Source organism: Neorhizobium sp. T25_13, assembly GCF_002968675.1.
Classification (GTDB): Bacteria; Pseudomonadota; Alphaproteobacteria; order Rhizobiales; family Rhizobiaceae; genus Neorhizobium; species Neorhizobium tomejilense.
Window position 1 is genome coordinate 158,722 of record NZ_PVBI01000001.1, and the last position, 24,695, is coordinate 183,416.

At 61.5% G+C, this 24,695-nt stretch carries 25 protein-coding genes and 1 pseudogene; 12 read left to right on the forward strand and 14 right to left on the reverse strand.

The window, feature by feature from the left end; all coding sequences use genetic code 11:
- Positions 1–69: 69 nt before the first annotated feature.
- Both C5J22_RS00830 and recX read left to right on the forward strand, forming a co-directional pair.
- Complete coding sequence (locus C5J22_RS00830; RefSeq protein ID WP_105437164.1) at positions 70–792, forward strand: L,D-transpeptidase; 723 nt, start codon at positions 70–72, stop codon at positions 790–792.
- A gap of 106 nt (positions 793–898) precedes the next feature.
- On the forward strand, positions 899–1,453 hold the full coding sequence (gene recX / locus C5J22_RS00835) for a recombination regulator RecX (RefSeq protein WP_105436735.1): 555 nt from the start codon (positions 899–901) through the stop codon (positions 1,451–1,453).
- 21 nt (positions 1,454–1,474) lie between these two features.
- On the opposite strand, the gene C5J22_RS00840 is transcribed toward recX, so the two are convergent.
- From C5J22_RS00840 to C5J22_RS00865, 6 genes are all read right to left on the reverse strand, one after another.
- Entirely contained in the window at positions 1,475–1,942 is a 468-nt protein-coding gene (locus C5J22_RS00840; protein ID WP_105436736.1) for a group III truncated hemoglobin, read from the reverse strand.
- Between the two features lie 140 nt (positions 1,943–2,082).
- Complete coding sequence (locus C5J22_RS31530; RefSeq protein ID WP_105436737.1) at positions 2,083–2,418, reverse strand: type II toxin-antitoxin system HicB family antitoxin; 336 nt, start codon at positions 2,416–2,418, stop codon at positions 2,083–2,085.
- The gene (locus tag C5J22_RS00850) at positions 2,415–2,669 is read right to left on the reverse strand and encodes a type II toxin-antitoxin system HicA family toxin (RefSeq protein WP_105436738.1); all 255 of its coding nucleotides are present in this window, start codon (positions 2,667–2,669) and stop codon (positions 2,415–2,417) included. The genes C5J22_RS31530 and C5J22_RS00850 overlap by 4 nt, the downstream gene beginning before the upstream one ends.
- Positions 2,670–2,756: 87 nt before the next feature.
- Positions 2,757–3,962, reverse strand: coding sequence for a 3-oxoadipyl-CoA thiolase (pcaF, locus tag C5J22_RS00855; protein ID WP_105436739.1), 1,206 nt, complete (start codon positions 3,960–3,962; stop codon positions 2,757–2,759).
- Between the two features lie 11 nt (positions 3,963–3,973).
- Positions 3,974–4,663, reverse strand: coding sequence for a CoA transferase subunit B (locus tag C5J22_RS00860; protein ID WP_105436740.1), 690 nt, complete (start codon positions 4,661–4,663; stop codon positions 3,974–3,976).
- Positions 4,660–5,382 carry a 3-oxoacid CoA-transferase subunit A gene (locus tag C5J22_RS00865; protein WP_105436741.1) on the reverse strand — a complete coding sequence of 241 codons (723 nt, stop codon included), beginning with the start codon at positions 5,380–5,382 and terminating at the stop codon, positions 4,660–4,662. The genes C5J22_RS00860 and C5J22_RS00865 overlap by 4 nt, the downstream gene beginning before the upstream one ends.
- A 207-nt stretch (positions 5,383–5,589) precedes the next feature.
- Here C5J22_RS00865 and C5J22_RS00870 point away from each other — a divergent pair, with 207 nt between their 5' ends.
- The gene (locus C5J22_RS00870) at positions 5,590–6,345 is read left to right on the forward strand and encodes an IclR family transcriptional regulator (RefSeq protein ID WP_105436742.1); all 756 of its coding nucleotides are present in this window, start codon (positions 5,590–5,592) and stop codon (positions 6,343–6,345) included.
- Between the two features lie 85 nt (positions 6,346–6,430).
- Positions 6,431–6,679, forward strand: coding sequence for a WGR domain-containing protein (locus C5J22_RS00875; protein WP_105436743.1), 249 nt, complete (start codon positions 6,431–6,433; stop codon positions 6,677–6,679).
- A gap of 63 nt (positions 6,680–6,742) precedes the next feature.
- Here C5J22_RS00875 and pobA read toward each other — a convergent pair whose 3' ends face one another.
- The gene (pobA, locus tag C5J22_RS00880) at positions 6,743–7,915 is read right to left on the reverse strand and encodes a 4-hydroxybenzoate 3-monooxygenase (RefSeq protein WP_105436744.1); all 1,173 of its coding nucleotides are present in this window, start codon (positions 7,913–7,915) and stop codon (positions 6,743–6,745) included.
- Between the two features lie 118 nt (positions 7,916–8,033).
- Between pobA and C5J22_RS00885 the strand changes: the two genes are divergently transcribed.
- The 5 genes from C5J22_RS00885 (at position 8,034) to C5J22_RS00905 (ending at position 13,298) form a co-directional block, all read left to right on the forward strand.
- On the forward strand, positions 8,034–8,930 hold the full coding sequence (locus C5J22_RS00885) for a helix-turn-helix domain-containing protein (RefSeq protein ID WP_105436745.1): 897 nt from the start codon (positions 8,034–8,036) through the stop codon (positions 8,928–8,930).
- A gap of 252 nt (positions 8,931–9,182) precedes the next feature.
- A complete protein-coding gene (locus C5J22_RS00890; protein ID WP_105436746.1) occupies positions 9,183–10,208 on the forward strand; it encodes an ABC transporter substrate-binding protein in 1,026 nt (341 codons plus the stop codon).
- A 33-nt stretch (positions 10,209–10,241) separates the two neighbouring features.
- A complete protein-coding gene (locus tag C5J22_RS00895; protein ID WP_105436747.1) occupies positions 10,242–11,123 on the forward strand; it encodes an ABC transporter permease in 882 nt (293 codons plus the stop codon).
- Entirely contained in the window at positions 11,099–11,848 is a 750-nt protein-coding gene (locus tag C5J22_RS00900) for an ABC transporter ATP-binding protein (RefSeq protein ID WP_105436748.1), read from the forward strand. The genes C5J22_RS00895 and C5J22_RS00900 overlap by 25 nt, the downstream gene beginning before the upstream one ends.
- A 73-nt stretch (positions 11,849–11,921) precedes the next feature.
- Positions 11,922–13,298, forward strand: coding sequence for an LLM class flavin-dependent oxidoreductase (locus C5J22_RS00905; RefSeq protein ID WP_105436749.1), 1,377 nt, complete (start codon positions 11,922–11,924; stop codon positions 13,296–13,298).
- Between the two features lie 99 nt (positions 13,299–13,397).
- On the opposite strand, the gene C5J22_RS00910 is transcribed toward C5J22_RS00905, so the two are convergent.
- From C5J22_RS00910 to C5J22_RS00935, 6 genes are all read right to left on the reverse strand, one after another.
- A complete protein-coding gene (locus C5J22_RS00910; protein ID WP_105436750.1) occupies positions 13,398–14,957 on the reverse strand; it encodes a bifunctional diguanylate cyclase/phosphodiesterase in 1,560 nt (519 codons plus the stop codon).
- A gap of 250 nt (positions 14,958–15,207) precedes the next feature.
- Positions 15,208–16,263 (reverse strand): DUF2218 domain-containing protein, encoded by a 1,056-nt coding sequence (locus C5J22_RS00915; RefSeq protein WP_105436751.1) that lies wholly within the window; start codon positions 16,261–16,263, stop codon positions 15,208–15,210.
- Positions 16,260–17,096, reverse strand: a complete 837-nt coding sequence (locus tag C5J22_RS00920) for an ABC transporter ATP-binding protein (RefSeq protein ID WP_105436752.1) — start codon at positions 17,094–17,096, stop codon at positions 16,260–16,262. The genes C5J22_RS00915 and C5J22_RS00920 overlap by 4 nt, the downstream gene beginning before the upstream one ends.
- Positions 17,093–18,133, reverse strand: coding sequence for an iron chelate uptake ABC transporter family permease subunit (locus C5J22_RS00925; RefSeq protein ID WP_105436753.1), 1,041 nt, complete (start codon positions 18,131–18,133; stop codon positions 17,093–17,095). Before C5J22_RS00925 ends, C5J22_RS00920 begins: the two co-directional genes overlap by 4 nt.
- Positions 18,130–19,173 (reverse strand): iron ABC transporter permease, encoded by a 1,044-nt coding sequence (locus tag C5J22_RS00930; protein ID WP_172746466.1) that lies wholly within the window; start codon positions 19,171–19,173, stop codon positions 18,130–18,132. The genes C5J22_RS00925 and C5J22_RS00930 overlap by 4 nt, the downstream gene beginning before the upstream one ends.
- The gene (locus C5J22_RS00935) at positions 19,170–20,180 is read right to left on the reverse strand and encodes an iron-siderophore ABC transporter substrate-binding protein (RefSeq protein ID WP_205837137.1); all 1,011 of its coding nucleotides are present in this window, start codon (positions 20,178–20,180) and stop codon (positions 19,170–19,172) included. The genes C5J22_RS00930 and C5J22_RS00935 overlap by 4 nt, the downstream gene beginning before the upstream one ends.
- A gap of 315 nt (positions 20,181–20,495) precedes the next feature.
- Here C5J22_RS00935 and C5J22_RS00940 point away from each other — a divergent pair, with 315 nt between their 5' ends.
- Positions 20,496–22,634 carry a TonB-dependent siderophore receptor gene (locus C5J22_RS00940; RefSeq protein WP_105436755.1) on the forward strand — a complete coding sequence of 713 codons (2,139 nt, stop codon included), beginning with the start codon at positions 20,496–20,498 and terminating at the stop codon, positions 22,632–22,634.
- A 46-nt stretch (positions 22,635–22,680) separates the two neighbouring features.
- Here C5J22_RS00940 and C5J22_RS00945 read toward each other — a convergent pair whose 3' ends face one another.
- Positions 22,681–23,568, reverse strand: a complete 888-nt coding sequence (locus C5J22_RS00945; RefSeq protein WP_205837138.1) for an AraC family transcriptional regulator — start codon at positions 23,566–23,568, stop codon at positions 22,681–22,683.
- A 159-nt stretch (positions 23,569–23,727) separates the two neighbouring features.
- Here C5J22_RS00945 and C5J22_RS32010 point away from each other — a divergent pair.
- Together C5J22_RS32010 and C5J22_RS00955 are read left to right on the forward strand one after the other, a co-directional pair.
- A pseudogene (locus C5J22_RS32010) lies at positions 23,728–23,919 on the forward strand (inositol utilization protein); the annotation flags it as partial.
- A complete protein-coding gene (locus C5J22_RS00955; RefSeq protein ID WP_105436757.1) occupies positions 23,916–24,677 on the forward strand; it encodes an SDR family oxidoreductase in 762 nt (253 codons plus the stop codon). The pseudogene C5J22_RS32010 and the gene C5J22_RS00955, both read left to right, overlap by 4 nt.
- The last annotated feature ends 18 nt before the right edge of the window (positions 24,678–24,695 follow it).

Here is a 24,695-nt window from a genome sequence, read left to right on the forward strand (position 1 = left end):
CCTTGCTGGTGTGTGCTGGAAACCGCTACTAGCTCACATACGTTGATTTTCAGAAAGATCTTTCGGTCCATGACCAGCGAATACCAGATGTCGCGGCGCGCCTTCGTGATAGGCTCCGTCTCGATGACCGCGACGCTTGCCGGCTGCGCCACCACCGCTGAACGGGCTCCGGTTCCGGAAATGGCCCGCCGTCCGATCGAGCCCCCGAGCGAAGCGGAGCTGCAGGCGCGATACGCCGCCGTCGAGGACAGCGGCCACTTGTTGCCGGCAATCCCCTACAAGCAGATCGACCCGAAATATTATCGCCAGCGCGTGGTCGATCCGACCGGCGAACTGCCGGGCACGGTGGTCGTCGATACGCCCGGCCGTTTCCTCTACGTGGTCGAACCCGGCGGCACGGCGATGCGTTACGGCGTCGGCATCGGCAAGGACGGTTTTGCCTGGCAGGGCGAAGGCGTCATCCACTGGCGCCAGCCCTGGCCGCGCTGGAAACCGCCGAACGAGATGGTCGCGCGCCAGCCGAGCCTCAAGAAGTTTTCGATCGAGAACGGCGGCATGGATCCGGGCGTCAAGAACCCGCTTGGCGCGCGCGCCCTCTACATCTTCCAGAATGGCCAGGATACGCTCTACCGCCTGCATGGCTCGCCGGAATGGGCCTCGATCGGCAAGGCGACGTCGTCGGGCTGCGTGCGCTTGGTCAACCAGGACGTCATGGATCTCTATGCGCGCGTCCCCTACCACGCCCGTATCGTCGTGCATCAGGATGTGCTGAATGCCGCTCCTGCCGTCTGACGCGGCTGCCGCGATGATGTTGTTTCGCCGCGGCGGCATGATGTAAGAAGTCCGGCGCCGCATCGCAGGAAGCGGCGGTAAAAGCGGTCGGAGGCTTAAACTGGATCTGGACGACGAGACGCAGCAATCCGATGCGCCGACGCCGCGCATGCTCTCCTGGGCGCGCAATTCAACGATCTATCGCATAAACCGGCGCATGCACACGGAAAAGCAGCTCTTCGATGCCATAGCGCGCAAGGCACGTGAGAAATTCGAGGATATCGGTGAGACCCAGGTCAGGGCGCTTGCCGAATTCGCCGTGAAATTCGCCTATGACAACAAGGCGCTGGATGATGTCGCCTTTGCCGAAATGAGCACTCGCTCGGGCATGCGCGGCGGCAGGTCCAGACGGGCCATTGCCCAGAAACTGTCGCAGAAGGGCGTGGCGAGCAGCACCGTCGCGGCCGCCATTGCCGAGGCGGATGATTTTCACGCGGCCCTCATCCTGGCCCGCAAACGCGCCTTCGGGCCGTTCCGCAAGAGCGAGCTCGACGAAAAACGCACGGCTAAGGAGTTTTCCGCCTTCGCCAGGGCAGGTTTCAGCTTCGATATCGGCAAGAGGATCTTCGAGATGTCGATCGATGAGGCCGAAGAAGCGCTGGATGCGGGCCGCGACCTCTAGACATCAGGTCGCCGCCAGCCGTCAGGCCTGCTTGAGCGCCGGGTTGTCGAGCGCCGGATTGTAGAAGAGCGATAGCGTCAGGCTTTTTGCGATGCGCTCAGCCGTTGTCATGAACCAGGCTTTCGCCTCCGGGCTCGGAGCAATGTCGTCCAGCGTCGCGGCAAACAGCTCCAGCCATTTCGGGAAAAGCTCAGGGCTCATATTGGCGATGCCTGCATGCGCCTGGACCGGCTTTCCGCCATAGGCACCGTTGCGGAAGGCGACGGAGGACCAGAAGCTTTTCATTTTCGCCATATGCTCCGGCCAGCGTCCGGAAAGCCGTGCGTCGAACACAGGCCCCAGTTCCGGATGCTCCAGTATGCGGCCGTAAAACGTATCGACCAGCGTGCCGATGAAGGCGTCGTCGATGCCGATCGCCTTCATTTCCGCTTCCGCGCGTTCCCGGATCGCCGCGATATGTGCCGCGCGTCCCTGCAATTCGTCGCTCATCTCAAAACCTTGGGTTCCGCCGCATTTGCGGCCCGCTTTATATAGGCTCAGCGGATGCGGGACCCAAGGCCTGATGCCCGGTTGCGACGATGTGTCAGGCGAAGATGGGTGGCAATGTCGAATTTGCGCGAGCGGTGCCACTACGACCGTGCTGCGGTCGCGATTGTCTCGGCAAGCCATTCGTTGAGGCTTTGATCGTTGGCGGCAGCGGCGATGACGGCCGCTTCATGGGTGCGCGGATCGAGCCGGACGTTGAATCGCCCCGAAAACGAGCGAAAAGGCTCAATCCTCTTTTCCTTGCAGATTTCGAGGAAGGTCTGGAGCGACTTTTGACCCTCCGCCATCAGGCCATCGAGACTATCAGAATAGAAGTCGGCGCCGCCATTCAGGCCGAGGAACTCCCCGCGAAACATGCCGATCTCCGGATCAAGTGAGACAACCGCTTTGTGACCTTCGATTTCGATGACATTTCTCATGGTTTCACTCCATGGCTTTCAAGCCATTTTCGAATGCTGGCGACCGCGCCCTTGTCCGTATCGGGGGATGGATGTGGGCGATGGAACACCCTGACCTCGCCGAACAGCACGACACCGACCCGGGATCCCTCCCGCTCGGTCACGTCCGCTCCAAGCGCTTCGAACAGGGCCTCGATATCCACCCAACGGATCGAACCGCTCACGGGCCTTGCATAGATCAGCTCAAGCGTGGCGCGATGGCGTTTCTTCATGCTATTTGGTACCACTATATAGTACCAAAATAAAGAGGCCGGCATCAATGCCGGCCTCGATTCATGACAGAGGGTGAGAAACGGGTGCTAAACGCGCTCCAACGCCACCGCAATTCCCTGCCCGACACCGATGCACATCGTGGCGAGTGCATATCTGCCCTTGCGGAGCGACAGCTCCAGCGCTGCCGTGCCGGAAATGCGGGCGCCGGACATGCCGAGCGGGTGGCCAAGCGCGATCGCGCCGCCATTCGGGTTGATATGTTCGGCGTCTTCCTGGAGGCCGAGTTCGCGCAGGACGGCGATGCCCTGGCTTGCAAAGGCTTCGTTGAGCTCGATCACGTCGAAATCCTTCGGCGAGATGCCGAGCCGGGCGCAAAGCTTCTGGGTGGCAGGCGCCGGGCCGATACCCATGATGCGCGGCGGAACGCCGGCGGTAGCGCCGCCCATGATACGGGCGATCGGGGTCAAGCCGTATTTCTTCGCCGCCGCCTCCGACGCGATGATCAGGGCCGCAGCGCCGTCGTTGACGCCGGAGGCGTTGCCGGCGGTCACCGTCGCGCCCTCGATCTTGTTCAATACCCTGAGCTTGGCGAGCGCTTCCATGTTGGTCGCGCGCGGATGTTCGTCCGTCGAAACGACCACCGGATCGCCCTTCCGCTGCGGGATGGTCACCGAAGTGATTTCCTTGGCAAGACGGCCGTTCTCCTGAGCTGCCGAGGCCTTTGCCTGGCTGCGGACCGCAAACGCGTCCTGGTCCTCACGGGAAACCTTGTAGTCGATCGCCACGTTATCGCCGGTTTCCGGCATGGAATCGACGCCATATTGCTTTTTCATCAGCGGGTTGACGAAACGCCAGCCGATCGTGGTGTCGTAGATCTCGGCATTGCGCGAGAACGCGGTGTCGGCCTTCGGCATCACGAACGGCGCTCTGGACATGCTTTCGACGCCGCCGGCGATCATCAGTTCGGCTTCGCCGGCCTTGATGGCCCGGGCGGCGGTGATGACCGCATCCATGCCCGAACCGCAGAGGCGGTTCATGGTGGTGCCACCGACACTGACCGGCAGGCCGGCAAGCAGAGCCGACATGCGGGCGACGTTGCGGTTGTCTTCGCCGGCCTGGTTGGCGCAGCCGTAGATGACATCGGCAACCGCTTCCCAATCGACGGACGCATTCCGTTCCATCAACGCTTTCAAGGGAATGGCGCCAAGATCGTCGGCACGGACGGCGGAGAGCGAACCGCCGAAACGGCCGATAGGAGTGCGGATATAATCGCAGATATAGGCTTCGGTCATGATCTTCTCTCTCACAGTTTCGGCACGGCGAGATCGGCGACCGGTCCATCGATATGGAGGCGGGCGCCGGTCATGGCCTGCAGTTCCTCGACTGTCATACCGGCCAGCTTTTCGCGCAGGACGAAATGCTTCTCGACGATGTCGATGACGGCATGGCTCGTATAGACCCGAGTGATACAGGCAACACCGGTCAGCGGAAAGGTACAAGCTTCAACTAATTTCGGGTCGCCGTTTTTGGTGACGTGTTCGGTGATGACACAGACCTGCTTCGCGCCATGCACGAGGTCCATGGCGCCACCGACGGCAGGCACGCCCTTGGAGCCGACACGCCAGTTGGCGAGGTCGCCGTTCTGCGCCACCTGCAGCGCGCCCAATATGGCAACGTCGAGATGGCCGCCGCGCACCATGGCAAAGCTGTCGGCATGGTGGAAGAAGGCAGCGCCCGGTTTCAGCGTCACGGCCTTCTTGCCGGCGTTGATGAGGTCCCAGTCCTCCTCGCCTTCGGCCGGTGCTTCGCCGAAGTTGAGGATGCCGTTTTCGGTGTGGAAGATCGCCTCGCGGCCGGGCGGCTGGTAACGGGCGACCATTTCCGGAAAACCGATGCCGAGGTTCACATAGGCGCCGTCCTTTATGTCCTGGGCGGCCCGCCAGGCGATCTGGGCGTTGGAAAGCTTGATGTCTTCTCGGGTGTTGAGGGTCATGCCTGGGCTCCTGGGACGTAGGCCACTCCGGCTCGGATGAGCTCTTCTTCCTGCTGCGGGTTGGCGACCTCGACGACGCGGTCGATGAAGATGCCGGGCGTCACGACATGCTCGGGATCGATGCCGCCAGGCGGCACGATCTTCGACACCTGCACGATCGTCTTGGCGGCGGCCATGCACATCAGCGGGTTGAAGTTGCGACCGGCCTTGTTGTAGGTGAGATTGCCCAATGGATCGCCGAGCTGCGCCTTGACGATGGCGAAATCCGCCTTCAGCCAGCGTTCCTGGACATAATGGCGGCCATCGAACTCGGCGATCACCTTGCCGTTGGCAAGCTCGGTACCGTAGGCCGTCGGCGTGTAGAAGGCCGGGATGCCGGCTCCCCCGGCGCGGATGCGCTCGGCAAGCGTGCCCTGCGGCACAAGTTCGAGCTCGATCTGGCCTGCCAGATAGCGGTCGGTAAAGGCGCGCGGATCCGACGACTTCGGAAACGAGCAGATCATCTTCCTGACCATGCCCGCGTCGATCATCGCCGCAATGCCGATGCGGCCGTTGCCGGCATTGTTGTTGATGACGGTTAAGTCCTTGATACCATTGTCGATCAGGGCATGGATCAGCTCGATCGGCGCGCCCGATCCGCCAAAACCGCCGATCATGATGGTCGCGCCATCACCGATCTCGGAGACGGCTTCCGCCGTGCTCCCGATTGTCTTGTCCATACGGGATATCTCCTTCGCTATACCCGGCGAACGTGCCCGCCGCGCCTCCGGGAAAACAGATAGATCAGCACGGCAGGGACAGCAAGAAATATGTGCGATAATTGACCTTTGTTCATATATCGCACATATTGTGCAAACTGGCGATGCGGAGCATGCACATCTCGCGGCTTCACATTGCATCGACAAAGGGCGGGCGCAGGGAAAACCATGCAGGAAACGGATTTCGTCAGCGGCTTCGCACGAGGCCTAAAGGTGATCGAGGCGTTTGGTGAAACGACGCCGCGGCTGGCGATCGCGGACGTGGCAAAGGCGACCGGGCTTGACCGGGCGACGGCCCGCCGCTGCCTGCTGACCTTGGCCGAACTCGGCTACGCCGATTATGACGGAAAATTCTTCGTGCTGACGCCGAAGATTCTGCGGCTTGGCCATGCCTATCTCTCCGCCACCCCCCTGCCCCACATCGTCCAGCCTTTTCTCGACAAGCTCGCCGAGGAGGTTCACCAGAGCGCATCCGCAAGCGTGCTCGATGGCACCGAGGTCGTTTATATCGCCCGCGCTTCGCAAAAGCGGGTGATGTCGATCAACCTGATGCCCGGCAGCCGCCTGCCCGCCTATTGCGCCTCGATGGGTCGCGTCCTGCTGGCGGCCATGCCCGATAGCGAAAGCCTGGCGCTCCTGAAACAGAGCAACCTGAAGCCCTTCACGCCCCGCACGCTGACCGACCCCATCCGCCTGATGGAGGAGCTCGCCCGCGTTCGCGAACAGGGTTTCGCGGTCATCGATCAGGAACTCGAACTCGGCCTTTGTTCGATCGCCGTGCCGCTGGAAAACGATCGCGGCCGAGTGGTCGCCGCGATCAATATCGGCGCACCGGCGGCAAGCGTCCCTGCGGTTGAAATGGCCGAGCGTTATCTGGAACCGCTGAAGGGCATCGCAAGGCTCCTGAAATCCCTGCTGCGCTGAACCCATCAGCGCCATGAATCGATGAGGCCGGATCGATTCAATCATGTCGTTGGACGGCAGAATCCGGACTTGCGATTCTGCGGGCATGACCAACGAACCGCTTCTCCTCACCCGCCGCGACCCCGCCCGCAACATGGCTCGCTTCTATGTGCTCACCGTCGAGCCCGATCTTTTCGATGGCGCGGCGCTCACCCGCAACTGGGGTCGCATCGGTACCAAGGGGCGTTTCCGCATCGATCTGTTCGGCTCGCGGCAGGAAGCGGAGCGCCGGTGTTTGGCACTTGTCCGCAGCAAGGTGAAGCGGGGTTATCAGCAGAAAGCAGAGATCGGCTGACAGCTCTTAATTTCGGGCAGCCACGTTTCTAGCATTGCCGATCCGTGGCCGATCGATGCAGCGTCAGAGGGGCAGGCCCACATAGTTTTCCGCAAGCGCTGTCGACGCCGCCCGCGAATGGGTCAGATAGTCCAGCTCGGCTTCCTGGATCCTCTGGTCGAATTCGCCCGTGTCGGGAAAACGATGCATCATCGTCGTCATCCACCAGGAGAAGCGCACCGCTTTCCATACGCGCGCAAGCGCCCTCTCGGAATAGGCGTCGATACCGGCGTCGGAACCGTCCCGATAGTGCTCCCGCAGCCCCGTGAAGAGGTAATGCACGTCGCTTGCAGCCAGGTTCAACCCCTTGGCTCCCGTCGGCGGCACGATATGAGCTGCATCGCCGACGAGGAACATGCTGCCGAACCGCATCGGCTCGGCAACGAACGAGCGCAACGGTGCGATCGACTTCTCGAAGGACGGCGCGGTGATCAGCGCTTCCGCATGATGCGCAGGCAGGCGGCGGCGGAGTTCGTCCCAGAACCGGTCGTCGCTCCAGTCCTCGATCTTCTCGTCGAGGGCGCATTGGATATAGTAGCGGCTGCGGGTCGCCGATCGCATCGAACAAAGCGCGAAACCCCGAGGATGGTTTGCATAGATCAGCTCATGATTGACGGGGGCGACCTCCGCCAGAATACCGAGCCAGCCGAACGGGTAGATCTTTTCGAAAACACGGATTGCGCTTTTCGGCACGGCGTTGCGGCTCGGGCCGTGAAAACCGTCGCAACCGGCTATGAAATCGCAGTCGATGCGATGGGTGCTGCCGTCCATTTCGTAGGTGACGAAGGGGGAGCCGGTGTCAAAATCATGGGGCATGACATTGGCGGCTTCGTAGATCGTCCGGGCTCCGCTTGCCTCGCGACGTTCCATCAGGTCGCGGGTCACTTCCGTCTGGCCATAGACCATGACGCGCTTGCCGCCGGTCAGCCCGTGGAGATCGATCCGGTGGTCGCGGCCATCGAAGGCGAGCGAAAAACCCTCGTGCGGCAGGCCTTCGGCGTGCAGCCGCGCGCCGGCCCCCGCCTGGTCGATCAACCCGACCGTGCCTTCCTCCAGCACGCCGGCACGGACCCGCCCGAGGATGTAATCCTTGCCGACGCGATCAAGGATGATGTTGTCGATACCGGCTCTCGTCAGAAGCTGGCCAAGCAAGAGGCCCGACGGCCCGGAGCCGATAATGGCGACCTGCGTTCTCATGCATCTCCTCCCGAGTATTTTTTCGTTTTGGCGAATTGTGCTCGGCTTCCCCCTTGGCGGCAATGGACATTCGAGCCAAAAAATTGGACAAACCGAACATCGCGGCCGGAGATATCCGATGAACAGGCACATACCGATCTACCAGCTATACGGAGAGGATCCGGGCAAGCGGCATGATTTCTGGCTACATTGCGAAACCATCAGGTCGAGAAGCAGCCGCCACCAGTGGGAAATCCGCCTTCATCGGCATGAGGCATTCTTTCAGATCCTGTACATCGAAGCAGGGTCAGGGGACGCGACCTTCGGCAGCGAAACGCATCCCATCCGGCCACCGGCGATAGTCGCCGTCCCTCCCGGCCTCACTCACGGCTTCCGGTTCTCCCGCGATATCGAAGGCCTGGTCATTACCATCCTGAGCTCCCATCTCGGCCACCAGCCGGGGGAGCGCAGCCGCTTCGGCGAATGGCTCGCGACACCGCATCTCACCCCGCTCGACCCGCTAAATGCGGATGCTGCCTACGTGGTGCAAACGCTGAAACGAATTGGCGAGGAGTTTGATCACCGCAACAACGGACGCAACGAACTTCTGGCTTCCTATGTAAAGCTCTCCCTGAGGCTGACCGCGCGGATCTCCCACGCCGACAACCTCAACCAGCTCCCCGCGAACGAAGGCGAACGGCGGATGGACATGCTGAACGGCCTCATTCAGCAGCATTTCCGCTCGCACAGGCCGATATCCTTCTATGCGGGCGAACTTGGCATCTCGCTGACGCATCTCAACCGCATTGTCCGGTCGATGGCGGGGTGCACGGCGCACGACCTGCTCACCGCCAAACTGATTGAAGAGTCCAAGCGCGAGCTCGTTTTCTCGCTCGCCTCCGTGCAGGAGGTCGGCCATCGCCTCGGCTTTGCCGATCCTGCCTACTTCTCGCGTTTCTTCGTGAAGCAGACGGGGGAAACACCGCGCGCCTGGCGCCTGCGAGAAATCCAGTCGCTGGACAAGGCATCTTTCTAAGAGCGGCGAGCCGGTCTCTCCAATGCCAATGATGAGCTGCAGTTATCCATCGACAGGCGCTGTAGCTCTAGAGCAAGAAACCGGGATGCCTCATCAAACTCGTCGGTTCTCATGTCGATGATCGACATGTTGGGACGATATTTCACTATCCGGCGCATTCTTAAATTAAATAGTCTATTTCTTTTGTAGAAAATATCTCACCCTTCCGTGCATCGACTTTCGTGTCCTGCAACGACAAGGGGAAAATCAACGATGACATTGGTGAAAACAGTGAGAACCGTGCTGTTCGGCCTGCTCGCCTTCGGCACCATGGGCGGGGTGGTCGCGGCCCAGACGAACGCGCCTCTTCTTCCGAAGGTGCCACCCGGGACGGTGCTGACGGTCGGGGATCCGGTGACGCAAAAGGCGCTGGAAGTCTCAGGCTTGATCAAGGAGCTGTCGTTTGAAGTCAAATGGGCAAATATCAGCGGCGGCCCGCAAACCTCGGAAGCGTTCCGCGCCAAGGCACTCGACGTCGGGTCGGTTGCAGAAATTCCCTCTATCTTCGCCAACTGGAACAACCTGCCGGTTCGCAACATCGCCTATCGCGAACGCCGCGACCCGATTGCCAATCCCATCTACCGTTTCGGAGTGGCGCCAGGCGCCGGCATCAAGACGCTGGCCGATTTCCGCGGCAAACGCATCGCCTTCAGCCCCGGCCAGGCCCAGGGAGCACTCGTCCTTCGCGCACTCCATGCCGCGGGCCTCAAGAAAAGCGACGTCACCTTGGTGGAATTGCCGAGCACCGGCGACGTCTATCCGAAGGCGCTGGCCAGCAAACAGGTCGATGTCGCGCCGCTCGGGGGCGTCTATATAAGGCGCTACATCGCCCAGTACGGCGGTGATGGTGCGACGCTTGTCGAACACGGACTGCGCGATGATCCGGGCCATCTCTATGCGCCGCAATGGGTGCTGGACGATCCGGCAAAGGCGGCGGCTCTCGCCGAATATGTCGGGCTTTGGGCACGTGCGACCGAGTGGGTGAACAAGAACCCGGAAACCTGGATCAAGACATATTACGTCGGCCAGCAGGGTCTGAGCCAGGATGACGGCGAATATCTCGTCAAGCTGACCGGGGAGCAGGTTGTTTCCGGAGACTGGAGCGAGGTCAAAAAGCGCCACCAGGAGACGATCAACCTGCTGGCGGCGGAGCTCGGCTACAAGCCCTTCGACGTCGAAAAGATCTTCGACAACCGGTTCGAAAAGACCGCCTCCGCCGCCTTGGCGAAGAGCCAGTAACCCCGCTGCATCATCCAAGAGGAGATCTGAAGCATGGCAACCATTTGGGATGCGGATGAGGCGAAATCATCCCGGGCGTCCAGCCGTGAAAGTGCATATATCGTTCCGGCCGTGGCAAGACCCGTCACGTCCCGGAACCGCCGGAGACTGGGACCGGGACCGGCAATACCCTTCGGACTGCAGATCGGGCCGGCATTGCTGGTGCTGCTCTGGGTGGCAGGCTCGGCGTTCGGGTGGATCGACCCCCGGATCCTGTCCGCCCCCTGGACGGTCATCGAGGCCTTTGGAAGGCTGATCGAACAGGGGCGGCTGCAGGACAATTTCGTGACGTCGGCCACACGCGCCCTGCTTGGGCTCAGCATCGGCCTCGTCATCGGCACGATCCTTGCCGTCACCGCCGGCCTTTCGCGGATCGGCGAGGCGCTGATCGACGGCCCTGTCCAGATCAAGCGCGCCATCCCGACGCTGGCTCTGATCCCCCTGCTGATCCTGTGGTTCGGCATCGGCGAGGGCATGAAGGTGACGACGATCGCCCTTGCCGTGATCATACCCATCTACATCCACACCCATAATGCCCTGCGCAGCATCGACAGCCGTTATGTCGAACTGGCCGAGACCCTGCGCATGAGCCAGAAGGATTTCATCTTCCAGGTGGTGCTGCCCGGCGCATTGCCCGGCTTTCTCCTGGGCCTGCGGTTTGCCGTCACCCTCTGCTGGGTTTCCCTTGTCGTGGTCGAGCAGATCAACGCCACTAGCGGGCTCGGCTACATGATCGAACTCGCCCGCAACTATGGGCAAACCGATGTCATTCTCGTCGGCCTGGTCGTCTACGTGATGCTCGGCCTCGTCTCGGACGGTCTCGTCCGCCTGCTCGAACGGAGGGTCCTCTCATGGCGCCGCACTCTAGCCAACTGAAGTCCGCATCCAGAACCGTGCATGTCCGCAACCTCATGCGCCGGTTCGCCACCAAGACGATCCTGGATCGCGTCGATCTCGATATCGCCGAAGGGGAGTTCGTTGCCCTGCTCGGCAGGAGCGGTTCCGGGAAAAGCACTTTCCTCAAGGCGCTTGCCGGCCTCGATCACGACGTCCAGGGAACCGGCACGCTGGAAACACCGGACAATCTCTCGGTGGTTTTCCAGGATGCCCGTCTTCTGCCCTGGCGCACGGTGATCCAGAACGTCACGCTCGGTCTGCCGGGGGCTGCCGGGCAGGAGGCCGGCAGAAAGGCATTGGCCGAGGTGGGCCTCGAGGGGCGCGAAGCGGCTTGGCCAAACCAGCTCTCGGGCGGCGAGCAGCAGAGGGTCGCCCTTGCACGCTCGCTGGTCCGCCAGCCGTCCCTGCTTCTGGCCGACGAGCCGTTCGGCGCCCTCGACGCACTGACGCGGCTGAAGATGCACGACCTGCTGCGGGAATTGTGCGCAAGGCATCGGCCTGCCGTGCTGCTCGTCACCCACGATGTCGACGAGGCAATCTCGCTCGCCGACCGGATACTGGTTCTCGACGAGGGTCATCTGATCGAGGACCTGCGGATCGATCTGCCGACGCCGCGCGATCATGGCGATCCGCGCTTTGCAAAAATCCGCACCCAGCTTTTAAGCCGCCTCGGGGTTGAAACTCCCGGACGGCGAGCCGCCTGAAATCCAACGGAAGTTGTCATCATGGCCAGCAAGGGTCAGTTCAATCTCAACGCCTCGAACGGGGGACACGTCAATGAGTAAACAGAAGAGACAAATGCGGCTAGGAGCATTCATCATGGCGACGGGCCATCATGTGGCAGCCTGGCGCCATCCGGCCTCGCAGGCCGACGCGGGCCTGAACATAGATCACTACCGCGAGCTGGCGCAGACGGCGGAACGGGGCAAGTTCGATCTGGTCTTCGTGGCCGACAGTCCCGCCGGCTGGGAGCGCGCCAAGGACCCGGAGGCGCTTCGCCGTTCCTCGCAGGGCGCCCATTTCGAACCCGTGACCCTGTGGGCCGCTCTGTCGCAGGCCACCAGCCATATCGGCTTCGTCGCCACGGCATCCACCACCTATGAAGACCCCTATCTTCTGGCGCGCAAATTCGCCTCGCTCGACTATATCTCCAAGGGACGGGCGGCCTGGAATGTGGTGACGACGGGCGCGGACGTTTCCAAGAACTTCTCCATCCCGGGCCATCCCGCCCATGCCGACCGCTACGCACGCGCCGAGGAATTCGTCGACCTGGTGAAAGGGCTGTGGGATAGCTACGAGGACGATGCCTTTATCCGCGACAAGGAAAGCGGCGTCTATCTCGACCCGGACAAGGTGCATCTCGTCGACCACAAGGGCCAGTTCTTCTCGGTCACCGGTCCGCTCAATGTCGGACGTCCCGTGCAGGGCTATCCGGTCATCGTCCAGGCCGGCGCATCGGAACCCGGCCGAGAGTTGGCCGCCCGAACCGCCGAGATGATCTTCACCGCCAACCAGACGCTCGAGGACGCCCAGGAATTTTATTCCGACGTCAAGGGACGGCTTGCCCGCTATGGACGCAGCCAGGACGACCTCTTGATCAGTCCCGGCATATTTCCCGTTCTCGGGGGCACCGAAAGGCAAGCACAGGAGAACTACGACTATATCCAGTCGCTCGTTCATCCCTCCATCGCTTGGAACATCCTCGCCCGCCACTACAAGAGCGTCGACCTTTCCGGTTATTCGCTGGACGATCCTGCTCCGCCTCTGCCGCAGGATACGGAACTCAACAAGAGCCGCCTCAAGCTGGTCACCGATCTGGTATCGCGAAACAACCTGACGCTGCGCCAGTTCTATCTGGCCGTTGCGACCGCCCGCGGCCATCGCACGGTGATCGGCACGCCGGAGCAGATTGCCGACGCGATGCAGCAATGGTTCGAGAACGGCGCTGCCGACGCCTTCAACATCATGCCGCCGATCCTGCCCGCCGGATTGACGGACTTCGTCGATCAGGTCGTGCCGATCCTGCGCAAGCGCGGCCTTTTCCGGCATGAATATGAAGGAACGACCCTGCGGGAGAACCTCGGCCTCAAGCGCCCGCAGAACGGCTTCGTGCTTCGGTCACAGCTTGAGCCGGAGGCACGGGCAGCCGTATAGCTCCCGCGCCACATTAAATCCCCTGGCCCTGAAGATGGCGACACCGCCAATGCTTCTCGGCCAGGGCCTTTCGTTGGTCTCTTCACGGGCAGGCTTCGCTCAGGCGCTCAGTGCCCGCTTGCGGTCGTTGACGAAACCGATCACCTCCGATTGCGGCATAGCCTTGCCGAAGATATAGCCTTGGCCGATATCGCAGCCCTGGCCGAGGAAGTAGGCGAGCTGGGCGTTCTCCTCGATCCCCTCGACGGTGGTCTTGAGGTTGAGACTGCGGCTTAGGCCAAGTACGGCGTCGATGATTTTGGCGTTCTTGTCGTTATGGGTGAAGCTCGACACAAAACTTTTGTCAATCTTGATCTTGTCGAACTTGAAGCGCGCCAGCTGCGCCAGACTTGAATAGCCGGTTCCGAAGTCGTCGAGCGCCACCTGGATGCCTGCGGCGTGGAATTGATCGATCGTTGCGGCGGCAAGGTCCGGGTCGTCGATCAGAGCATTTTCGGTAATCTCGATTTCCAGCCTGGACGACTGTAGGCCGGTCTGCTGCAGGATGTGGAGAACACGGCTTACGAGTAGCCTATCTTCCATCTGGACAGGCGAGACGTTGAAGGAGAGCGACAATGTTCCCGGCCAAAGCTGCGCATCGCGGCAGGCTTTCGATAGAAGCTGCTCGAAGAGCGTGGTAATGAGGCCGGTCTCTTCGGCCACGGCAATGAACTGTTGCGGTGAAACGAACACGCCGTCCTTGTTCCACCTGGCAAGCGCTTCAAAACCGCAGATTTCACCCGTTCTGAGATTGATCAGCGGCTGGTAGAACGGGTCGATCTTGCCCTCGTCGATGGCACGGCGAAGGTCGCCCTCGAGCTTGGCCCGCTCGGAGACCTTCTCCTGCATTTCAGGCTGGAACAAACAATATTGATTGTGACCCCGGCTCTTCGCCTCATACAGCGCGACGTCCGACCGGTGGCAGACTTCCTCGAGCGAGCTACCGTGGTCCGGCAGGCGCGCATAGCCGACGCTCGCGCCGACCTCCGTCAACAGGGTACCGATCCGGACCGGCCGGGAGACCGAATGGATGAGCAGCTGCGCGAAGAGCTCCTCCTTTTCCGGCGAGAGGTTGCGAGCCACGGCGACGAACTCGTCGCCGCCGAAACGGAAGACGCATTCGTATTGAGCCAATGCGCAGATGCGCCGCGACACCTCCTTCAACAGGATATCGCCTCCCTGGTGGCCAAGAAGGTCATTGACCTTCTTGAAACCGTCGAGATCTATCGAAAACACCGTTGCGGTCTGCGGCCCGTTATCCTCGTCCGTTTCCTGCTGCCTTTCATCCGGGTGCGACAGGACGAACCTGTCGAAGGCATAGCGGTTGGGAAGTTTCGTCAGATGATCGTGCGTTGCGATATGGTCAGCCGCATCGAAGGCCTTCCGACGGCTCATCATTTCATTGCGCATGTCGAGAATGCGCAGCACCGAATAGGCAAAGCTCGCGAGCCCCGCGACGATCAGTACGATGATGATGAGGTGGGTTTTTCCCGCACTGATCGACTGAACCAGCCTCAACAGCAGATCGTCATAGGCTATGCAACCGACGAGCAACAGCATCGCGGCTGCCGCCACCTCCGCCAGCTGTCTGCCAGCCTTGCTTTCCAGAAAATCCTTCATCCACCCCTCCAACCCCAATCCTAGGATAAATGATTAAAGGATTTGTTATTCCCGGTTGTGCCACCTTTTCTAGTTCTGCGAGAAGAGCGATAAATTTGGCGCCGGGTGAGAACCCGAGGGTGACAGGGACATTGCCCCTCAGGCTACGGTCGAGAGTTGCAGGCCGTTCTGATGAGACGACAAGAGCCTCTTCGCACGACGAATGCGAAACGAGGCTCGCCGCCGCCCGGCGCACCAAGGGTCAGGCGGACTATTGTTCCCAGTACCAGGCTACATACATTTTCTTTTTGTCTGGCCTGCGGCTTTTCAGGAAGGCGCGGATGGAACGCACGTCCTCCTTTTCGCAGGCGACCCAGACGAAGGTATCGTCCTCGATGGAAGCGGCCGCTTTCTTGGCTTCCTCGGCAAGAATGCCTTTCGCTCCTGCCGGATAGCTCCGCCGATGCAGCCAGCGGACGTCCAACGAACCCGCTGACGGAAGCGGCTGTTCCTCCGCGTCATCAAGCACTTCGATGATTGCTTGCATCCGGGTGCCCGGCGCCACTTCGGCCGCGATCCGGGCGATGGCGGGAAGAGCGCTTTCGTCGCCGACCAGAAGAATGGACTGTGCTGCCGGCAGACTGCCGCCTCCCGGTCCGAGCAGCGCTACTTTTTCTCCGGGCTGCACGTCGCGGGCAAAGTCGGCTCCAGGAGTCGCGGCAGGGGACGATGGATGTTGCAGGAAGTCGATCCACAATTCCCGGCGTTCGGTATCGACGGCGCGGATCGTGTATATGCGCACCAGAATCTCGTCTTCTCCCTCGGGCCAGGCGACGCGGCCGTCTTGGCGGATTCCCGGCCATACCGGCGGCCTGCCCTTCGGGGGAACCAGAAGGCGAACATGCATATCGCCGCCGACGAACGGCGCGACGTCGGCGCAGGCAAACTTCACGCGCCGCATGTGAGGGGTCACATCCTCCGCCGAAACGACAGTCACCTCGTGGATATTCGGCAGCACCGCGAGGGACGAATGCTCCGACCACGTCAATTCAAGAGGATCCTCTCCTGCAAAATAGAACAGGTGCTCCGCAATCATCGTCTGATTCAGCTGCAACGCCGCTTGCGACTCGCATGTAACTTCGATCAGGAGCTTGCTGTCTGCCAGCCGAATGCTCGTCGTACTGTTCTTGCTCTTCAGCAGGGCGTGGTCCTTGCTCCGCTGCACGTCGGCATGCTCGATGAAGTGCTCGCAGATTTCGTCGAGCATGCGTTCGGCATCCCTTGGCAGTGCGACGCCGGACAATTTGAGCGACTGAACTGCATTCATGACCGATTCTCCTTTAGATCTTGCTCCTCCGCCATCCGATGACGACCGATCGGCAACATGATCGGCCGGCCCGATGTCGGGTCGGTGATGACGCGGCTCTCGAGCCCGAAGACCTGCCGCACGTTCTCTTCCGTCAGCACGTCCTCGGGACTGCCTGCGACATGCACGCGCCCCTCGGCTATCGCGACGAGGTAGTCCGCGTAGCGCGCCGCGAGATTGAGGTCGTGGAGGACCATGACGACGGTGGTTCCCCGTGCGTGGTTGAGATCGGTCAGCAGATCGAGAACCTCGACCTGGTGATTGATGTCGAGAAACGTCGTCGGTTCGTCCAGCAGCAGAACATCCGTCTGTTGCGCCAGAGCCATGGCGATCCAGACACGCTGGCGCTGCCCGCCCGAAAGCTCGTCCACCGGCCGTTCGGCAAGCTCGACGGTCTTGGTCGCCGCGAGCGCGCTCTCGACGGCTTCGTCGTCCTTGCGCGTCCAGCGGGAAAACAAGCTTTGATGCGGATGCCGCCCGCGGCTGACCAGGTCTGCGACGGTAATTCCCTCCGGCGCGATCGGCGACTGAGGAAGTAGACCCAATGTTCGAGCCAATTCCCGGGACGGGATACGGTGGATCGATTTGCCGTCCAGCAAAACATGCCCCTGGCTGGGCGAGATGAGCCGCGACATGGTGCGCAACAGCGTGGACTTGCCGCAGGCATTGGCGCCGACGATTGCGGTAATCCTACCGGGCGGAATGGCAAGATCGAGCGCGTGCAAGATCTCGGCATGGTTATATCCGGCCGAAAGCCCGTTGGCGGCAAGAGAGTGAGTGGAGCGAACGGTCATAGCGAGCCTCCCATCCGGTTGGCGCGTACGATCTGGTAGATCAGATAGGGTGCGCCCAGTGCTCCGGTCACCACGCCCACCGGATAACGGCCCGGCAAAAGGAATTGACCGACATAATCGCCGCCCAGCACAAGTATCGCTCCGATCAACGCCGCCGGTATCAGCAACGACCCGTTGCGTCCGACGATCCGGGAGGCGATCGGTCCTGACAGGAAAGCCACGAAGGCAATCGGCCCCGTTACCGCCGTTGCAGACGCAATCATGCCGACGGCCGCAACGATCACCAGCATGCGGGTTCTTGCCACCTTGACCCCCAGGGCCGCAGCCATGTCGTCGCCCAGGCGAAGTGCCTCCAGGTCGCGTGCCCGGCCGAGCAGCAGCCCCCCGAACGTCGCCAGCGCCAGAAGAAGCGGAAGCGCCTGACCGAGCTGCGCGCCGTTGACGCTGCCGGTCAGCCAGCGCATGGCCTCCTGCAGGTTCCAGGCAGGGGCGCTGGAAAGGATATAGGCGACGACGCTTTCCAGCATGGCCGAGATACCGATGCCGACGAGGATGAGCCGCGTCCCGGCCACTCCATTGCGGAATGACAGGGCGTAGACCATGAGCGCCACGCCGAGGCCTGCACCAACCGCCAGGACCGAGACGATCGGCCCGCTCAAGGACAGGGCGACGATGGCGAACACGGCCGCAGCACTTGCGCCCGACGTGATCCCGATGATGTCCGGGCTGGCAAGGGGATTGCGCAGCATGAGCTGGAACGTGACGCCGCCGAGCCCGAAGGCCAGTCCGGCGAGTACGGAAAGGGCCGAGCGCGGCAGCCGCAGCTTGCCGACCGTAAAGGCAGCACCTGCGACATCCTCCCCGAGCAGGACGCGCATGACGTCACCGGGCGGCGTGAAGGACTGGCCGAGCGACAAGGTCACCGCAAAGAGGGTGACCACGATAGCCAGCAGAATGACGGTCACGAGACCGTGCCGGCGCGCCCGGCTGCGGCGATTCTCCACGATGAGATCAATGGTTGGGGAAAGCACTGTCACAGTTCTCGAACCCGCTGCCGCCTGACGATCCAGATGAAGAACGGCGCCCCGACGAGGGCCGTGATGATTCCGACCTCGATCTCGGCGGGCCTGGTGACGATACGGCCGGCGACATCCGCCGCCAGCAGCAGGCAAGCGCCGCCAAGCGCGGAAAACGGCAGCAACCACCGGTGATCGATCCCGACCAGCAGACGGCAGACATGCGGCACGACCAATCCAAGAAAGCCGATTGGCCCGCAAACCGCCGTTGTCGCCCCGCACAGCAAGATGGCGCCGAATGCGGCGACGGCGCGGGCCACCGCGACACGTTCTCCGAGCCCTGCCGCGACATCGTCGCCCAAAGCCAGCGAGTTCAGCTTTCGCGCCGACAGAAGGCTGACCACGAAACCGACGGCCAAAAACGGCAGCACCGGGCCAATGCGCTCAAAGGTCGCTCCGCTCACCCCGCCGATCTGCCAGGAGCGGATACCGCCCGCGATATCGGCGCGCGGCAGCACCACGGCGATCACCATTGAGGAGAAGGCAACCGACGTTGCGGCTCCGGCCAGCGCCAGCTTCAACGGGGTTGCCCCGCCACGCCCGAGCGATCCTATCGTATAAACGAAAACTGCCGAACACCCCGCTCCGAGGATCGCAGCCCAGATATAGGCGTGTGCAGAGGACAATTCGAACAGGGCGACGCCGGTAACGACGGCCAGCGACGCACCCATATTGACGCCGAGAATGCCCGGATCGGCGAGAGGATTGCGGGTCACGCCCTGCATGATCGCCCCGGCAAGCCCGAGCGCGGCTCCGGCAAGTACGGCAAGTACCGTCCTCGGGATACGCACGCTCACCGCCGCCTGGCCGATGCTGTCGACCTGCCCTGCGAGCGCCGCCACGACATCGCTCCAGGCCACTTCGCGGGTGCCGACCGTGACCGAGAGCGCACAGAGGGCGGAAACGGCCACGACCAATCCGGCCAGCCAGAGGCCGCGGGTCCGGTTCGAGCGTCGAAAGACGAGCGGCCGAGAGAACGATCGTATGCTGCCGGTCGTCATTTGGACTTTCTGGCCGCTTCCGCAAGCAGATCCACATAGTCCTTCAAGACCCATGAGATCGAAAGCGGTGTCGGATTTGCCGCGGTGCCGACCGGGTTGCGGCCCAGCATGACGACGGCGCCCTTGTCCACGGCCGGCATTCTGGACATCAGGGGGTTGGCCGCCAGCGCATCGAGCAGTTTCTGGTTTCCATAGGTGACGACGATATCGACGTCGTCGAAGACATCGATGCGCTCGGCACTGACAGAGCCTGCGAATTTCCCGGACTTCGAAGCCTCGACGACACTTCTGGGAGACTTCAGACCAAGATCCTCGAAGAACCTCACCCGGGTATCGTTCGTCGTATAGAAGTTGACGGTGCTCAGGTCAGTCGCATCGAGATGGGTAATGAACATCGCGGATTTACCCCGGAGTTCAGGATACCCGCCAACCACCTTGGCGATGTCCGCTTCGATCCTGGCGATCAACGCGTCGCCTTGCGGGGCCATGCCCATCCCGGCGCTGTTCAAGCGGATCATGTCACGCCAGTCGGTCGACCAGGGCGCCTCGGGATAGGCGACGACCGGGGCGATCTGGCTCAGCGTGTCGTAATCCGACTGGCTCAAGCCGGAATAGGAGGCCAGGATCACGTCGGGCCTGGTAGCGGCGACCGCCTCGAAATCGATGCCGTCCCCTTCGTCGAAGAGCACGGGGTTCGCGGCATGGAGCGATGCCAGCCTTTCGGCGACCCAGGGCAACACGCCGTCGCCGTCGTCGTCGCCGAAATTGGCCCTGGCGAAGCCGACGGGCACGACACCGAGCGCCAGCGGTACTTCATGGTTCGCCCAGGCGACGGTCGCTACCCGCGCAGGCTTTTGGGGAATGATCGTCGTGCCGAACGCATGCTTGATGGTGACGGGATAGGTCTCTCCTTCGTCCGCCCGGGCGCCTGGCCCGGCAATGCCGAACTCAACAATCCAAATGCATATCGCCGCCATTTTCACGGCCGAAAGCAATAACCGCAGCATCGTCAAACTCCGCAGACTTTAAGTGGACTTCCACTTTCAGGTTAAGGGAGCCCCGTCAACCACCCTCAAGACCTGCACCGACAAGAGCACTGAGATTTCCGTGGGATCCTACAAAGCACGGAGAATTTACAATACTGGACAAACATGCTCAAGTTAATAGCCGTTCCCGGGGCATATCAGACTAAGCCATTGCGGCCGCATGATCGGGGGGAAATCCCTCGCGGGCGGGTTGCGAGGATGTCGTTCGGAATGGTTCCCCCAGACCTGGCATCAGTCTCGGCGATCTCTCGCCGAATCAACTTCTGGAACGTGAATATGGACAACGAAAGAACAAGCGCTCGCTCGAGACCGGCCCTTATCCGCTACCGGAATGCGGCCCTTCTGGCTTGCACGGCGCTTGTCGCCTTCACGCCGACCGTCGTGCTTGGCCAGGAAAATTTAAACGCCGATACGACACTCGCACCGATCGTCATCCAGGGCAGCGGCGCCGGCCTCGATACCGATAACGATTCGAAGTCGATCGTCGCGACGAAGACGACCGGGGGCGGCAAGATGGTGACCGATATTCTGGATACGCCCGCCTCCGTCTCCGTCATCACATCCAAGGAAATCCAAGAGCGCGGTGCAAGCAGCGTCGAAGAGGTTCTGCAATACACGGCAGGTGTCACAGCCGACTTCTATGGCTCCGACGACCGTTTCGACTATTTCAAGATCCGCGGCTTCGACGCCTACATGTACCGTGATGGCCTACTCATCGGCCGGCCGTTCGGGGGACTTCGGGAAGAAGCCTACGCCTTTGAGCGCGTCGAAGTCCTCAAAGGCGCCAATTCAACCGGCTTTGGCGTCTCCGACCCCGGCGGTTCGGTGAATTTTGTCACCAAACGGCCGAAGAGCGAGCGTTTCGGCGAGGCCTACGTCACCGGCGGCTCCTTCGACCACGCCGAAACGGGCTTCGACTTCGGTGACAACATTACCGAGGACGACACGTTGTCCTATCGCCTGACCGGCAAATTCAAACGAGCCGAGGAAGAATACGACTATTCTCAGGACGACGAAAACTTCATTATGGGCGGACTGACCTGGCGCCCGAGTGGCGACACCAGCCTGTCCGTCGTTTATGATCATCTGGACCGCCAGGGAATACCCGGCAGCGGCGGGCACCCTGTGGGCTCGAACTTCGACCGAAGCCTGTTCCTTGGCGAACCGGACTACAATTATCGCGATGTGAACCGCAATACGCTCAGCGTCATGTTCGACCATGACTTCGGCTCTGGCCTGACGTTCAACTCGAGCGCGCGATACAGCAACACCAGGAGTAATTTCGGCTATGCTTACGTAGCGGCAGCGCCGGCGGCTGGCACGACAATCGTGGACCGAGACTTCTTCGCAAACGACTCGACGTCCGAAAACTTCGTTATCGACGCCCACCTGCAATATGACGCCAGCTTTGAGAATGTGGACAGTCGCAGCCTGTTTGGCGTCGAATATAACAACTATCAGGGCACAACCAACAACTACTACGGCGATGCACCGGACATCGATTATACAAATCCGGTCTACACCGGGCGACCGGCATCGGTCCCACTCTATCAGAGCCTAGTCAACGACCAGAAGACCAAGGCGATCTATTTTCAACAAGAGCTAACCTTTTGGGAAAAACTGACCGCGACAGTGGGACTGCGAAACGACTGGCTTGATCTCGAACAGACGAACAACCTTGCTGTTGCTCCAACCAACCCCCTCACCCGGGCCGATGTCAGCGAGTTTACGAAACGGGCGGCGCTCAGCTACAAGGTAACTGACGAGATCGCCACCTATATAAGCTATGCCGAGTCGGCGGTCCCGGCCACGATTGGCCTGGAGCCTGAGCGTGGCGAACAGTGGGAGGTTGGCGTAAAATATCGGCCATCCGAGATTCCGGCGTTGTTCAGCATCGCGGTCTACGATTTGACCAAGGAAAACATCACACTCAACATCGGCGCCCCGCCGGTGGCAACGCCGGTTGGCAAGGTCAAGTCCCGCGGGGTGGACTTCGAAGCCAAGGCCGAGGTGACGGACAACCTCAGCCTGACCGCCGCCTATTCCTATATTGATACCGAGATCGTCAAAAACGCGGGCGCCAATGAAGGCAACCGTCTTGCCATGGTGCCGGAACACACGGCTTCAGCCTGGGTCAACTACACGCTGGAGGGGAATGGGCCACGCGGCGACATGACGTTTGGGCTCGGCGCGCGCTACATGAGTTCGTATTTCGTCAACAACGCCAACACGGTGAAGTCGGACCCGAACGTCGTCTTCGATGCGGCATTCACCTACAAGATCCAGGAAAACACAGCATTCCAGCTCAACGTCAGCAATCTGTTCGACGAAAAGCACGTGGCCAATGGTGGTTTCGGCGCCGATTGGTACAATCCCGGCCGCGCAATCTATGCAACGCTGCGCCAGACCTGGTAGCGACCCGTCAGCCCGGAAACCACACCGGACATGACAATTTCCTGGCCTAGTGGGCTTGTCGCATCCGGCGCCAGGCGGCGGGCGTATCGCCGGCAATCTGCCTGAACGCCTTCGTCAGATGGGCCTGGTCGGTGAAGCCCAGCTGGGCCGCTATCTCCGCGACGGCCAGGTCGCTTTCGACGAGCAGCCTTTTCGCCAGGTCGATGCGCCTGGCGAGTTGCCATTGCAGCGGCGTTTTACCGGTGGTCTGTTTGAATACATTGGCAAACCAGCTTTCCGACAGGCCGACGGTTGCAGCCATTTCGGCAACCGTCAGGCGGCAGTCGCTCAAGCCGTCGATGCGTGACACCAGCTTGTTCATCTGTGCCTGGGTCAGCCTGCCATTGGCTTTTTCGGTTTCATGGTCGGGTATGTCGAGAAGACCGGCGACGATGCTGCCCACGAGGCTTTCGCCATAGACCGCGTGCTTTGACGGACTGGATATCTCGTCGACCAGCAAACCCGCCAGCGTCTCGATGGCACCGACATCCTGAAGCTCCACCGGCCGGCGCACCGCGGCCAAGGCGGCGGAGGCCCCAACCGAGGGCGACAGGAACCGGAGCAACCGATCCCTGTGCATATGCAGGTTGAGGTGGGAAAAGCGGTGCTTGGTTTCGCTGCTGGTCCACATGGGAACGCCGGCGGGAACATAAACGGCGCGGGTCATCGGACGTGAGTGCTGCGATCCGTCTCGGTTCGACACGCGAATTCGAGACGATACGTCGTTGAAGAAAATCATGATGCGCGGATCGTCCGCCAAATAATAGCCCGTGGCGCCCGACTGGCTTTCCGCTTCCCAGAAGACACTGACCAACCCGTCGAAACGACGCCACTTGGCCGGCGCGACAACCCTTATCCCCTCCGTATGCCAAGCCATGGAATGCCAAAAACTCAACGTCGGAACCCTTCACCATCTGCAATTGGAAACATCATACCCGCCGCCGAGGCGTCTCGACCAGCTTGCTCAGGCGGCGCCTCATAATATGATAATAGACGTCAGGTATATAAAGGCTCCGGCCAGATAGTAAAGGTCCGCACCGCAAAGCACGCTGCCCGCCAGGGCGGCACCCTCCGCCTTGACAAAGGATATCATCCGGCCTTCACCTCACCCGGTCATAGGGGATGGATCTTCGCGCCCCTGGTCAGCTGGCATCGCCGCGATCTGATCCAGCGCCTTGATCCTCGTCACGATTATCTTATGGATGCCCTTCCCGGTATTCAGGCCATGCGGGAGAAATTTCGATGAACGTCCGACATCCACTTTTCGATCTGAGTAGGCGCCATGCCGTCCTCACCGGTTCGAGCCGGGGCCTCGGCCTTGCCATGGCACGCGGACTCGCGTCCGCCGGAGCCCGGATCACGCTGAACGGGCGCGATGAGGCGACACTTTCCGCAGCAGTGAACCAGTTGAAGGCGGAGGGGTACGAGGCCTCCGGACTGGTCTGCGACGTAACCAACGCCGACGAGACAAAGGCCGCGTTCGCCGGCCTCGACGGGGTCGATATCCTCGTCAACAATGCCGGCATTCAGATCCGCGCACCGTTCCTCGAGCACAGTGCCGAAACCTGGCGGCGGATGTTCGACACCCACGTGATGGGCGCGGTGCTTCCCTCGCAGGCGGTGCTGCCTGGGATGATCGAGCGCGGTGGCGGCAAGATCATCAACATCTGCTCGCTGATGAGCGAGGTCGGCCGCAAAACCGTCGTGCCCTACACCACAATGAAGGGCGCGCTGAAAATGCTGACCCGCGGCATGGCGACGGAGCTGGCCCGCCACAACATTCAGGTCAATGGCATCGGCCCTGGCTATTTTGCAACCGAGATGAACCGCGCGCTGATGGACGATCCGGTATTCGACGCCTTCGTGAAGAACCGCACGCCCGCCGCGCGCTGGGGCCAGCCGGAGGAACTTTCCGGTGCAGCGATCTTTCTGGCCTCTCCGGCATCGGATTTTGTCAACGGCCAGGTGCTCTATGTCGATGGCGGCATCCTGGCGGCTCTTTGAGCCGCCTCGCTTCCGCAA